Raw genomic sequence first — 13223 nt, forward strand, 5'->3', positions numbered from 1 at the left:
GCCGGAAAAGCGGAAAGATTGCGGCATCACAGGATGCTGCGCCCTTGCGGCCCGGTGGTGTCAGGCAGCATTGCCTGCGCACCGCCAAACAGGGCGGGTTTCGGCCGGAATAAGCCCGGGTAGAGCAGCCGCTCAGCGTAGCCAAGCACCGACCCGGCGCACATCCAGGTGATCGGAATCAGCGTGGCATTCAGCAGCATGTCGACCATGGTGGCCGCCAGGATCAGCGCTATCGGCGCGGCATAGGGCGAGACGCTGCCCGCAGGCACCTGCCGCGCGGCCTTGGCCAGCAGCACCAGCGGCGCGGCCAGCAGCCCCATCTCGGCGATGTAGCCCAGCCAGCCGAAGGTGCCGAAAACGATGATCCAGCGCCCGTCCGGGATCGACAGGATCTGCCCGGTTTCCTCATGCCGCACCAGGTTGCGGCCCCAGCCGCCCCAGCCGAACCACGGCTTTTCCGCGGCCCGGGCCAGCAGCTGCGCTTCGTTTTCAAACCGGTAGTTCAGCGAATGCGCCCGCTCGGCGCTGATCAGTTCGGCCTGGGCGACAAGCTCTTCGGTCGGCACCAGCCCTGCGTTGCGCAGCATCGGGTAGACCACCGCGATCAGCGCCAGCACCAAGGCCGCCCGCAGCTGCCAGCGCAAGGGCGCCAGCGCCACCACCGGGGTAAAGGCCAGCGCATAGGCGAGCGAGGCCAGGCTCTTGCACAGAACCAGAACTGCAAACAAATAGGCGGCCGCCAGCGCCAGGCGGATGCGGTCCCGGCCCTTGGCGGTGCGGGCCAGGGCGGTGGCCGCCAGCAGCGCTGACAGCATGAAAAATGCCAGCCACAGCGCGTGCGGCAGGAAAACGATGGGCCGGAAGCCGCCCTGGCGCATCATCTGGCTGAAATCATGCTGGAAGAAGCCGTAGATCCAGATGTTGATCTGCGGGCTGAACCGGATCTCGACCAGCGACGGGATGGTATAGGCCAGCGCGCCGATCATCAGCGCCAGCAGCAGCTCGCGCTGGGCCTCGGGTGTGGACAGATACCGGCGCGCCAGCAGGAACGGGATCAGCACGATCACCTGATTGATGACCACCGAGCCCAGGTCGCGCCAGCGCAGCCCCGGCAGCCGGTCGGTCAGGAAGATGATCGGATCGGAATTGGCAATCTTGCGGAAAAGGATCGGTTCGCCATTGGTCAGCACCGTGGGGATGACCCCGAACACGAACAGAAGCGCCAGCAGCCGCACCGCCGGATGCCGCGGCAACAGCGGTACCGGTTTGCGCAGCAGGAAGACGCACAGTAGGAAGGCCATCACCGAGGGGATGGCGAACTTGTCCATATCCGGCACCAGCGGCAGGTCGAACTCGGCCAGCGGCGGCAGCAGCAGGTAGCCCGCGATGATGCACCACAGAACTGCCCGCTCCAGCGGCAGACGCCGGAAGAGCACCACGCTGGCCAGCGGCCAGGCCAGCAGCATCAGATAGGCCAAGGCATTGGGCACAGGCCAGTTTCCCCTCGTTCCCCGGTTGTTGTGTCAAAGTTTAACGGTTGCCGCAGGCGCTGTCCCGCGGATTTGCAAGAACCGGTAAACGGTGTGCAGCGATGCCACGCTGGTTGGCGGGCGGTCCGTCCTGCGCTGGCCTGAGACGGACGGCGGATGTATCAGGGATCCGGGCAGAAACCGGGGGTGTGCTTTGTATTTCGAATTCAATGGCCGCCGGGTGGCGGTGAACATGCCCGGCCGGGCGCTGCTGGAGGCGGAGATCCGCGCCAGGTTCAAGGCCCGCCAGGGCTTTGCGCTGGCCACGGTCAACTTGGATCACCTTGTCAAGCTGGCGCAGTCGCCTGCGTTCCTGGCCGCCTATCAGGCGCAGGACCTGGTGGTGGCGGACGGGCGCCCGATTGTCTGGCTGTCCCGGATCGCGGGCCGCCCGGTGGAGCTGATGCCGGGCTCGGACCTGGTGCTGCCCTTGTGCCGCCTGGCGGCGGAGGCTGGGGTTCCGGTGGCGCTGGCGGGCAGCACGGAAGAAGCGCTGGCGGACGCCGCGGCAGCGCTGACTGCCGAAGTGCCGGGCCTGGACATTGCCTGGTGCCACGCGCCTTCGGGCCGGTTCGATCCGGAGGGCGAGGAGGCGGACCGGATCTTGCACCGGCTGGATGAGACCGGCATCGGGTTGTGCTTTCTGGCGCTGGGCGCGCCCAAGCAGGAGCGCCTGGCGCAGCGCGGCCGCCGCCTGGCGCCGGGCACCGGGTTTGCCTCCATCGGCGCCGGGCTGGATTTCCTTGGCGGCCATCAGAAGCGCGCCCCCGCCTGGGTGCGGGCAATCGCGATGGAGTGGCTGTGGCGGGCGCTGTCCAGCCCGTCCCGCCTGCTGCCGCGCTATGCCAAATGCCTGGCGGTCCTGCCCGGTCAGATCCTGAAGGCGTGGCGGATCCGCGTGCGCTGAGACCAGCTGGAACAGTGGCCGGAGGGCGGCATTTTGCGAGGCTCTGCCTCGCGCTCCGGGATATTTCCGGCCAGATGAATAAAGGATCCGGTCTTCATCTGGCTGAAAAAAAATCCTGGGGTGAATTGGCCCGCAGGCCAAGAGGGGCAAAGCCCCTGAAGGCGCTACTTGTACTCGAGAATCCCGCGCGCCGTGCCGCGCCAGCGGCGCCAGTAAAACTCCAGCGCACCGGTGGCCTCGGCGAATTTCCCAAGCACTGAAAACAGCGCCTGTTCTGTTCCCATGCGGCGGGAAAGGCGCAGAACCTGGGCCGGGTAGACCAGCGCTGCCAGCAGCAGGTACGGGCTGGCCAGCCCGGCGGCTGCAATGGCTGCGGGCAGCACCGCGCCCCAAGCCAGCGCGCGGCGGGTCTCGGCCACCCAGTGGCGCTCCGGCCCCGCGCCATGCAGCGCCGCACCTTCGGCAAAGGCGTGACCAGCACGGCGGCTGCGGTTCCACCACTGGCCAAAGCGCAGCATCTGCGCGTCATGCAGCGTCATTTCCGCATCAAGCCGCCAGACCTGCCAGCCTGCCCGCCGCAGCCGCAGGCACAGTTCCGGCTCCTCGCCGGCAATCAGGCCCTCGCGGTAGCCGCCCGCGGTATAAACCGCGGCCACCCGCATCATTGCATCACCGCCGCAGGCTGTGGCCTCGCCGACAGGTGTGTTCCACTCCGCGTCGCACAGCCGGTTATAGACTGATGCCTCCGGAAACCGCTCCCGCCGCCGTCCGCAAACTGCCGCAGCGCGGGGATGCGTCTGCATAAAGTCCGCCGCGGCGCCGATCCAGCCGGGGTCCAGCTCGCAATCGCCATCCGCAAACTGCACCAGCTCAATTCCGCTGCTGAGGGCCGCCAGCCCGGCGTTGCGGGCGCGCGCCGCGGTGAAGGGGCGGCTCAGGTCCAGGTCCACGACCTCAGCCCCCAGGTCCCGTGCCGCCGCAGCCGAGCCATCGGTTGAGCCGCTGTCCACATATATCAGCTGCTGCACTTGGCCTTGCAGGGAGCGCAGGCAGCGGATCAGGCGTTCGCCTTCGTTGCGGCCGATCACCACCGCGGCGATGGCCGGGGCGCTCATGCGCCGGCTCCGGCCAAGTGAGTGCTGTAACCCGGTGCGCGGCGCAGGAAGCCAATGCGCTGGAGATCGGCGATGCTGGCGTCCGCCAGCGCCGCTTCGGACCACAGGCTCAGCTCCGGCTGCGCTTGCATCGCATCGCTGCGCAGCCTGTCTTCGCCATGTTGCGAGACGGCCTCGGTCCGGGTCTGCAAATCGCGCGCCAGGCTGTCGCCGGCAAACTTGTAGTGGCGGATCAGCCCTTCAACCTCCGCCACCGCCACCCCGGCAGAGACATGCGGATGCACTGCCGCCTGCACGGCGGGACCGTTGAATACCAGCGGGTGCTTGCTGAGGCAGCAGCGCTCGCCGAAGACCTTGCCGCGCACCCCGCCGAACAGCATCCTCGCACCGCCCGGCGGCAGAGCGTTCTGGCGCAGGTAATAGGCAAGCCCGGTGTCCTCGGTGCCATAGTCCAGCGCCTGCACCGTGCTGACGTCGCAATAGCGGAAAGCCTTGACCGCTTCTGCATAGCTCAGCCCGCAGGCCGCTGCCAGCGGGCCCTTCGGGAACATCTCCAGCATCTGCGCCTGCAGCGCGGTGCAGCCCTGCTGCGCCAAATAGCCGGTCAGACCTTGAAGTCCCGCCGTGCCGCTGCCCTCGAAATCCAGCAGCTCGTCCATATCGGCAAACAGGCACCAGCGGTCGCGGCCATACCGGTTGGCGGCATAGGCGCGCAGGCTGTTTTCGAACTCCAGCCAGGGCAGGGCAGAGCGCAGAACTGCGGTGCCCGGCTCCTGCCGGATGCGGTCCACCGTGCCGTCGGCAGAGCCATTGTCGACAAACACAAAACAGGAGACGCCAAGCCGCCGGTAATGCTCAAAAAACACATCGAGATAATAGCCGCCGTCCCGCACCAGCGCGATCAGCACCACCTCCTGCGGAGCGGCAAAGCGCTGGGCGGGCCCATGCAGATGGCGCAGCGACCGGTGCAGCCTTGCCTGGTGCAGGGCGTCTTGCGCCATCCGCCCGGCGCGGGCCGCCAGCCTGTGGCCGAATGATCTGTGCACGCGGGGCTCCGTCTTGCGCCTGCCGGGAATATCGCAGTCAACCTGCAAGGTTCCGCCGGCCGCTGCAAGCGCTGCCTGCGCGCTCAGTTGCAAATGCGGCTGGATTGCTGCACTTGCTGCGCCGGTGCATGACCGGAACAGACCTCAGCAGATGGCGGCTGAGCCGGCTTTTCCGGCCGACGGCCGGCTGTCCGAGTGCAGCCGCTTCACCGTCAGTAGTCGCGCTTGAAGAACAGCCCGAACCCGGTCTCGCCTTCGCTGTCCACAGTGCCTTGAACCGTCAGGCTTTTGGTCACATCCAGATTGATGCTCAGCTCGCTGTCGCCGCGGGTGTTGACGTTGAAATCGGTATAGACGTTCTCTGCCACATAGCCGCCCAGCCCCAGTTGGCCTGCGCCCAGATTGTCGGCGCCAATGTCGACCGTGTCTGCGCCGGTGGCCTGACGCACCTTGCTCTGTGCACCGCCGCCGCGCCCGCTGAGCGTCAGCGCCGAACCGGCCAGCCGGGCCAGCGCCAGCGGCGAGATGTCCTCGATATTGTCGCCGAACAGCAGCAGCGCCAGCGCCTCCTCGGAGGGGCGCGGCGGTTCGGATGTCACCTTGATCTCCGGTGCATCGACCCGGCCGGAAATCTCCAGCGTGGCGGTGCCTTCTTCGGTGGCGGCAGTGGATTTGAACTCCAGGTAGGGTTTCAGATCGCCCAGGAGCGTGATCCGCCCCTCATCCAGCTCCAGCCGCCGGCCCAGGATGTCAAAGGTGCCGCGGATCAGGCTGATCTGGCCCGAGGGCGACAGCCGCGCAGTGGTGCCGCGCAGGCGGATGTCGCCGCCCAGCTCCGCCCGCAGGCCGCGGCCGCGGGCAAACACCCGGGAGGGGGCGCTGATCAGGATGTCCAGTTCGGTTCTGGCCGAGCCGCCCCCGCTGCCGCCGTTGTTGCCGGTCAGCCCGGCCCGCGCCAGGGTCCGGCGCACGTCGCGCGGCGCGTTCACATGGCGGATCGGCGGGATTGGCGCTGCCGAGACCGAGCCGCCGGCGGTGTTGAGGTTGATATTGGTCTCGCCCACATTGATCTGCCCTTCAATCCGCTTGTCGCCCGCCATTGCGCCTGACAGAGCCAGGCTGCCGTTCAGCAGCGTCTCGTAAGACAGGTTGTCGGTCACCACCAGATCGCCGATGGCAATCTGCAGGTTGCTGCTGAAGGGCGGGCGCATCGCCACCGGGCCGCTGATCCGCAGGGTGCCGCCGTCGCGGCCGCGGGCCGAGGCCTGCACCTGCGCGCTGGAGCGGGCAAAGGAGACCGTGGCATTGATGTCATCCAGCCGCTGCGCCGCAGCCGGGATCGCCAGCGAGGCGCCGGGGACCGACACGGTGCCGCTCAGGGAGTCCAGCGCCGGTTCCCCACGCAGGGCCAAATCGAAATTCGCAGGCCCCTGCAAAAGGTTGGGAGAGATGAACGGGTTCATCCCCTCCAGCCGCAGGGTGCCTTTGGCGGTCACATCCGCGGTGCCCTCAGCCTCGTTCCAGCTGCCCGCGATGCGGCTGTCTATGCCTGCGGGGCCGCTGGCGGTGCTGTCCACCGTCCAGGTGCCGTTGCGGCGGGCGGCGGTGCCCTTGGCGGCCAGCCGGCCGGCCAGATCCGGCACCAGCTGCTGCAGCCGGCCGATGGCGCCGTCAAACCGCAGATCGGTGTCGCCGTTGCTCTCGGCAAAGCGTCCTTCGGTCTTTACCGCCAGGTCCGCCGGACCATCCGCCCTGGCGGCGATCTGCCACTCGCCGTTGCGCCGCTCCGCGGTGCCTTCCGCCGTGAGACGGCCCGCCAGTTCCGGCACGAACCGCTCCAGCTCGTTAAAGGCGGCTTCAAAGTCGAAATCGGCATCGCCTTCCAGCGTGACCGACCCGTCCAGCCGGGCGCTGGAGGAATGCGGGCCGGTGAGCTCCGCCACGCCATCAAACCGCCTGCCAGTGCGGGTGAGGGTGGTGGCCAGCTCTAGTGTCCCGGGCGCTTGCGGCAGCAGCACCTCCACCTTGGTCAGCCGGGCGGTGATCTCCATCTGGCCGGACTGGTTGTTCAGCGTGCCGGCTGCGGAGGCTTCCAGCGCGCTGCCGTCCAGTTCGAACGTGTCCACAGTAATGCCGACCTCGTCCCGCGACGCCTTGAGCGCCAGCGTGGTGGTGCCCGCCAGCAGCTCATCCGCCTTGGCAATCCCGGCAGATAGATTCTCGGCGGTGAGATCCAGATCGGTGTCAAACGCACCGGACAGCGGCGTGAAGGAGCCCTGCACGTCCGCGCGCACCGTGCCGCCGAGGGGCCGCCCGGCCAGGTCCGAGAAGCGCGCCAGTTCCGATGCCTCCGCGGTCAGGTCCGCGGTGATCTTCAGCCCCTCTTCCAGCCCATCCAGAGTAACATCGCCCGCCGCCTGGTAATCGGTGCCGCGCAGTTCCATATCCGTGATCCGCAGCGCGCCGGGGCCTTGGGTGCTGAGCGTGCCGTCAAAGCGGATATCGTTGCCGGTGGCCTTGGCCAGCGCCGGGTCGCGCGGCTGGAACCCGCTGAGCGCGGCCGACAGCCGCCCCTCCAGCGCAAAGCCGCTGCTTTGGTCCAGCGTGCCGCGGCCGGTAACTTCGGCCTGATCGACCAGTGCGCCCGGATGGCTCAACTGGTTCAGGACTCCGTCCAGGGTCCAGTTGCCGTCCGACCGCTTGCGCAGCTGCAGATCCGCCGCCGCCAGCGTGGTCTGTCCGCCGCCAACCGGCAGCGTGACTGCGGCCTGGCCCGGCGGCGGTGTGATCGCGGCCTTCAGGTTGGCGGTGTCCAGCCGCCCGCCCGCCGCCAGCGCCGCGGCGCCGCTCACCTGCAGCGCCCGGGTGCGCAGGACAAGCGTGTCCAGCGCAACCGCGCCGCTGCCGTCGCGCGTGCCCTTCACGTTCAACCGCAGGCCGGGACCGAAGAACGGCCGGTGCACCGGCGGCAGCAGCACGTCGATATTGCCGCCCAGGCTGGCGGAAAAACGGATGTCGCGCGGGCTCTCCGGCGCCGCATCGGCAGGCAAGGGCTGGGCCGCCAGCACCACCTCGCCTGCCAGCCGCTCCGCCCCGTTGGCGCTGAAGCTGATATCGGCGGTGAAGTCCGTGACCGGGCCGCTGCCCTTGGCGGTCAGCTGCAAATCCGGGTTGCCCGGCAGGTCCAGGCTGCGCGAGATCAGCCCGCCCGCGGCCTCGTCCGCGGTCAGGTCCAGAGTGATCTGCTGGGTGTCGTTGGCATAGCCCGCCTCCAGCCGCAGATGGTCGCCGGGCTTGTCCAGCCGCACCGCCTCCAGCTTGGTGTCCAGCGCGCCGTCCGCCAGTTGCAGCGACCCCTCGACCCTGAGGCTGGCGGCGGTGCCCGCCAGCGCTTCGCCCAGCTCGATCCGCTCCGCTTTAATCTGGCCCAACTCAATCGCCACCGGCAGCTCCGGCAGCGTGAAGGGTGTGGCCGCCGCCTCCGGCAGCTCCGGGTCCGGCGGCAGCGGCTCGGGCGCGCGCTCCACCGCGATGCGCTCTGCCGACAGTTCATTGACCGAGAACCGTCCGCGCAAAAGCGCCAGGCGGTTCCAGTCCAGCGCCGCGCCTTCGATTGTCAGCCAGATGCCTTGCTCGTCCGCCACCGTGATCTTGCTGATCGTGGCCTCGGAGGAAAACGCCCCCTGCAGCCCGCTGACGCTGATATAGCGGCTGTCACCGGACAGCGTATCCTCCAGGAAATCGACCAGCAGCCCGCCGGCATCCTCTTCCGTTGTGTCCTGCGCCGTCAGCGGCACTGCGGTTAGGCCCAGGGCCAGGCTATAGGCAAGTAACTGTCTCAAAACGCCTGTCCAATCCCGATATAAAATTGCAGACCGTCCTCGGACCCGCCATCGACCGGATAGGCGAGGTCAAGCCGGATCGGCCCGATCCCCGCCACATCGTAGCGCAGCCCGATGCCGGCGCCGGCATGGCGGGCGGACGAGCCAGACACAAAACTGTCCGCATCGACGAAACCGATGTCGTAAAAGCCCACCAGCGAGATCGTGTCGGTGACCTTGCCCCGCACCTCGCCCGACAGCGCCGCAAAGCTGCGCCCGCCGGCGGTGCCGCCGCCAACCGGGACGCCCAGCGACTGGTATTCATGGCCGCGCACCGTTCCCGCACCGCCGGAGAAGAACAGCAGGGTAGGGGAGATCTCGCTTAGGGACGGACCGGCGACAGAGCCCAGCTGCAGCCGCCCGGCCAGCACGATCCGGTCGTCCGCGCCCAAGCCCAAATAGGCCCGCCCGTCCGCCTCGATCTGCAGCCCGGACTTACTGCCGCCAAAACCGACGAAGGGCGTCGCGGTACCCTGCAGATAATACCCGCTGGCCGGGTTCACCCGGCTGTCGCGCCCGTCGTACTCCGCCCGCAAGCGGCCCGCGATATATTTGAACCGCCGCTGGCCGAACACGTCCTCGGCCAAGGTCGAGGACACCCCCAACGCGGCCTCGGCAAAGAATGTGTCGGAAAAGGTGCGCCGCACCCCGGCTGCGCCAAACACCTGGGTGGCCTTGTAATGCTCCTCGTCCAGCTGTTCAGCCTCGATGAGGTAGAAGATCAGGTCATCCGGCCCCAGCGCTGCGGGCCGGTCCAGCCGCACCGCCACACGCCCGTCGATGTCGTTGCTGCTGCCGATGCCGCTGAGCCGCGCCTCGATCCGCAGCTTCTCGGCGGCGCCGAACAAGTTGCGGTGCATCCAGCTGCCCGACAGCTCCACCCCGTCGGAGGAACTGATCTCGGCCCCGAAGGTCAGGCGGCGCGGCGGCAGGTCCTCGACCACTGCGGTGAAATCCAGGGTGCCGTCCGGGTTCGGCTGCTCTGCCTCGCGCAGCACCACGCTGGAAAACGTGCCGGTGCGGCGCAGCCGAGTGGCGGACTTGGCGATCAGGTCGGGGTGGAATTCCTCCCCCGCCGGGAAGCCCGCGATCTTGCGGATGGCCTCCTCGCGCACCCTTGTGTCGCCGGTCACGGTCATCCGGCCAAAACGCAGACGCGGGCCGGGGGCGAGCCGCAGCTGGGCATCCAGGCGGGCCTGCAGGTGATTGGCGGTGATCCGTTGCTCTGCCACTGTGGCTTTGGCGTGGCCGCTGCGCCGCCAGGCCCGCACGCCCGCAACCGCCGCATCGCGGATCGCACTGGTGCTGGCAGGCTGGCCGGGGGCGAATTCTTCGGGGAACTCAACGTCGCTCTGGCGGGGCAGCGGCGACAGTTCCGCCTTGCCGAAGGAAAACCGCGGGCCCGGCTGCACGGTGATGTCTACTTTGCTGACGTTCTGCGGCGGGTTCAGCGGCTGGATCAGCGCCGCCTCGCGCCCGTCCAGGCGGATATTGACCACCGGCGCAAAATGGCCGGCGTCATACAGCACCTGCACCAGCGTCCGGTAATCCGACAGCGCCGCCGCCAGAAGCTCCTGGACGTTGGTTTCGCCGCTGGCCGCAACGGAGGCCGAGGCGCCGCGCAGCCGGTCCGCAAGGCCGGCATCGGCCCCGGGGGCCTGCAGCGTGGCGTCTGCGCCATAGGCGGCCGGCGGCAGCAAGGACAATAAGCTGAAGGCAAGGGCGCGCGCAGTCATGCGCGGGCGGAATGGAAAATTCATGTCTGCTCCCGGCGGCGGGCGTAAAAATATCGGGCCAAGCAGCCCGGCAGGGCAGCAGGCGTCAGCGCTAAGACTAGCACGGGGAAATTGCGGGAGGGAACCTGCAAAGCGGCGGCATTCCGCCTGCCTCCGGGGGCGGCGGATTGCCGCGCATCCGGGCCGCGGCGGGGCCGCCGCAGCACCAGCAGCCGCGGAGAGCGCGTCCGGCAAGAGCAACTTTTTGCCGCTTTGGCGTGAACACCGGAAAAATGACCGTAAACGAGATTGGAAAGTGAAATATTAACTGTACTATTCGGTTCAGCTCCGGCAGGTGGACCTGCCGGAGCTGGCACTCATTAACAAGAACTACATCAGGTAACGCAGGCACAGCCACCACTCACATGCAGCCAGGCCTGCTGGAAATGATACCACGTGGATTATTGCTGTCCATATAATTGTCAGTCTGATAATTTCATGTGGTATCATTCCGCCCGGCCATGGCAGCGCCGGTGCTGAACCAGAAGGTTGAGTTTTCAAGGGGTAACAGTTTTGGATGCTTTAAAATCAATTTTTGAATTGCGCGACATGCTGTTCCAGATGGAGCGCGATATCGGGCTTGACCGGCTCAGCCCGGCGGAGCGGGACGTTCTGCTGGCGGCCCATGCGCTGACCAGCGCGCCGGGAGCGCCGGTGCAATCCGACCAGATCCGCAGCCACCGGCTGGTGCAGGGGATTGCTCAGGCCACCTATCACCGCACGCTGAAGTCGCTGCTGAACATGGGGCTGCTGGAGCGGGCTGGCGGCAGCCGGGCCAAGCATTATGTGGTGCGCTTCGATCCCGCTGCCGAGTGACTGTTTGCCGCCTGCGGCGCTGCATATGATTGCAGGTTCTGCGCCGTCTGGATAAACGGGCGGCATGAGTCGATTTTACCAGTTGCTGTCCCCGGTGCAGGGGTTTGCGGTGATCACCGCTGTCTATGTCATCTGCCACGGCCTGACCGCTTGGGTGGTCACGCCGGTGCAGAACCTGTTTCTGCCGGAAATCACCGTCTTTGCCAGTCTGGCCTACCTGCCGCACGGGGTGCGGGTGCTGTGCGTCTGGCTGTTCGGCTGGAAAGCCGTTCTGCCGCTCGCCGCAGGCGCGCTTTTGTCGGAGCTGATGTTCACCGCGGCCGGCGTGCGGGAGCTGATGGAGCCGGTGCTGCTGCAATCCATCGGCGTCGGGGCGTTCTCAGTGTATGCGGCCTTTGAGATCGCTTGGCTGTTCGGCTGGGATCTGTATGCCGGTCAGTCGCGGCGGATTGCCTGGACCGGGCTGCTGGCCATCGGAGGGCTGGCGTCGGTCATCAACTCGCTGGGGCAGACGGTGGTGTTCTCGGGCCTGATTTTCCCCGACGATCAGCTGCCGGTGATGGCGGTTTACGCAGCCGGCGACCTGATCGGCCTAGCGATCTGCATGTTCGCCCTGATGCTTATTTTCCGCTGGCTGCGGCTGGCAGGACAGGGGCAAAGCCCGCAGGGATAGCCAGCCCGCGCTGTCTGCGGACGGTTCTTAGCCTGCCATCAGCCGGGCCACATCCAGCATCCTGGCGGAAAAGCCCCATTCATTGTCATACCAGCCGAACACCCGCACCTGGGAAGCCCCCGCCATACGGGTTTCCGGCCCGGCGATCACCAGCGACTCGGTCCGCGCGCGCAGGTCGGAAGACACCAGCGGCATATCGGTCCAGCCCATCACCTTGGAGGCCGCCACCCCTTCGCGCAGGGCGGCGGCGAACTCTGCCTCGCCCATCGGGGTCTTGAGCTGCGCCACCAGATCCACCGCCGACACGCTGGCCGTCGGCACCCGCACCGCGGCGCCGCTCACCCGGCCCTTCAGATGCGGCAGCACCTCGTCAATCAGATGCATGGCTGAGGTTGTCGTCGGCACCATCGACTGCGCGCCGCCGCGCGAGCGCGCGAAATCGCCACGCGGCGCGTCCACCATCGGCTGCGAGTTAGTGTAGCAATGGATCGTGGTCATATGCGCGGTATCAATGCCGGCAATCTGGTCCAGCAGCTTGACCAGCGGCGTCAGCGCGTTGGTGGTGCAAGAGGCATTGGAAACAATGCGGGTATCCCCCAACGCCTCCTCGTTGGCACCCAGCACCATGGTCAGCTCAGCCGCGGGGGAGGGGCCGGAGATCAGCACCTTGGCGGCGCCCGCCTTCAGCCCGCGCTCCGCCACATCGGATGTCCGGGCGATGCCGGTGCATTCCAGCACCAGGTCGACGCCGCCCAGATCCACCTTGGTCAGGTCGGGCTCATGGCTGACCGGAATGCTGCGGCCCATCACCTGCAGCGCATCGCCGCCGTGCTCCACCGGATGGGCAAAAGGGCCGAACGTGCTGTCGTACTGGAACAGATAGGCGCACATATCCAAGGGCGCGATATCATTGATCCGCACCACCTCGATGCCGTCTCCGCGCGAAGTGGTCAGAATCTGGCGCAGGATGGCGCGGCCGATGCGGCCGAATCCGTTGATAGCAAGTTTCATGCGCAATCTATGGCAGGCGCGCTTGGACCGCTCAATCCATGCTCCCCGGGAAAATGATCACATTTCCCAAGAGGATGTTTCAGAAAAAGGCGGCAAAACCGCACAACCGTCAGACGCGGCGTTATTTGCGGCAAATGACTTGCGCGTAATAGGTGCCGGTGATCGTGCGCACCATTGTATCGAGATTGACGCTGCAGCCGGTGGCCGCCCGTATGGCCCGCACCGCCTGCCGGGCCGTCAGCACCGCGGGCGGGCGGAAGGCCAGGTGCTCCAGGTTCATCCGCGTGGCGCTGTAGCGGCCCGTTGTGCCCTCGACCGGCACCACCAGCCAGTCACGGCCCAGAACGCTGACCTTGATGCCTTCCACGCCTTTTGCGGACGCGGTGGGCGCAAGCGCGGCACACAGGGCCGCGGCCAGTGCAGTCTGTTTCCTCATCGAAATGCTCCTGCGGGAAATGCCTGCACTCAGC

10 protein-coding genes are annotated in these 13223 nt (G+C 67.3%); 3 read left to right on the forward strand and 7 right to left on the reverse strand.

What is annotated here, in order from left to right:
* Positions 1-26: 26 nt before the first annotated feature.
* Positions 27-1490 (reverse strand): membrane protein, encoded by a 1464-nt coding sequence (locus tag CAER_RS0118075; RefSeq protein WP_027236682.1) that lies wholly within the window; start codon positions 1488-1490, stop codon positions 27-29.
* A gap of 193 nt (positions 1491-1683) precedes the next feature.
* Here CAER_RS0118075 and CAER_RS0118080 point away from each other — a divergent pair, with 193 nt between their 5' ends.
* A complete protein-coding gene (locus tag CAER_RS0118080) occupies positions 1684-2436 on the forward strand; it encodes a WecB/TagA/CpsF family glycosyltransferase (RefSeq protein WP_027236683.1) in 753 nt (250 codons plus the stop codon).
* Between the two features lie 164 nt (positions 2437-2600).
* On the opposite strand, the gene CAER_RS0118085 is transcribed toward CAER_RS0118080, so the two are convergent.
* The 4 genes from CAER_RS0118085 to CAER_RS0118100 form a co-directional block, all read right to left on the reverse strand.
* Entirely contained in the window at positions 2601-3551 is a 951-nt protein-coding gene (locus CAER_RS0118085) for a glycosyltransferase family 2 protein (RefSeq protein ID WP_027236684.1), read from the reverse strand.
* Positions 3548-4597, reverse strand: coding sequence for a glycosyltransferase family 2 protein (locus CAER_RS0118090; RefSeq protein ID WP_245597382.1), 1050 nt, complete (start codon positions 4595-4597; stop codon positions 3548-3550). The genes CAER_RS0118085 and CAER_RS0118090 overlap by 4 nt, the downstream gene beginning before the upstream one ends.
* Before the next feature lie 212 nt (positions 4598-4809).
* Positions 4810-8439, reverse strand: coding sequence for a translocation/assembly module TamB domain-containing protein (locus CAER_RS0118095; RefSeq protein WP_027236686.1), 3630 nt, complete (start codon positions 8437-8439; stop codon positions 4810-4812).
* A complete protein-coding gene (locus tag CAER_RS0118100) occupies positions 8436-10238 on the reverse strand; it encodes an autotransporter assembly complex protein TamA (protein WP_027236687.1) in 1803 nt (600 codons plus the stop codon). Before CAER_RS0118100 ends, CAER_RS0118095 begins: the two co-directional genes overlap by 4 nt.
* Before the next feature lie 564 nt (positions 10239-10802).
* On the opposite strand from CAER_RS0118100, the gene CAER_RS0118105 reads away from it, so the two are divergent.
* Together CAER_RS0118105 and CAER_RS0118110 are read left to right on the forward strand one after the other, a co-directional pair.
* Entirely contained in the window at positions 10803-11069 is a 267-nt protein-coding gene (locus tag CAER_RS0118105) for a hypothetical protein (protein ID WP_245597383.1), read from the forward strand.
* A gap of 64 nt (positions 11070-11133) precedes the next feature.
* Positions 11134-11742 (forward strand): hypothetical protein, encoded by a 609-nt coding sequence (locus CAER_RS0118110; RefSeq protein WP_027236689.1) that lies wholly within the window; start codon positions 11134-11136, stop codon positions 11740-11742.
* Between the two features lie 27 nt (positions 11743-11769).
* Here CAER_RS0118110 and CAER_RS0118115 read toward each other — a convergent pair whose 3' ends face one another.
* Both CAER_RS0118115 and CAER_RS0118120 read right to left on the reverse strand, forming a co-directional pair.
* On the reverse strand, positions 11770-12753 hold the full coding sequence (locus CAER_RS0118115; protein WP_027236690.1) for a type I glyceraldehyde-3-phosphate dehydrogenase: 984 nt from the start codon (positions 12751-12753) through the stop codon (positions 11770-11772).
* 121 nt (positions 12754-12874) lie between these two features.
* Complete coding sequence (locus CAER_RS0118120; protein ID WP_027236691.1) at positions 12875-13189, reverse strand: hypothetical protein; 315 nt, start codon at positions 13187-13189, stop codon at positions 12875-12877.
* Positions 13190-13223: the final 34 nt, after the last annotated feature.

Source organism: Leisingera caerulea DSM 24564 (genome assembly GCF_000473325.1).
Classification (GTDB): domain Bacteria; phylum Pseudomonadota; class Alphaproteobacteria; order Rhodobacterales; family Rhodobacteraceae; genus Leisingera; species Leisingera caerulea.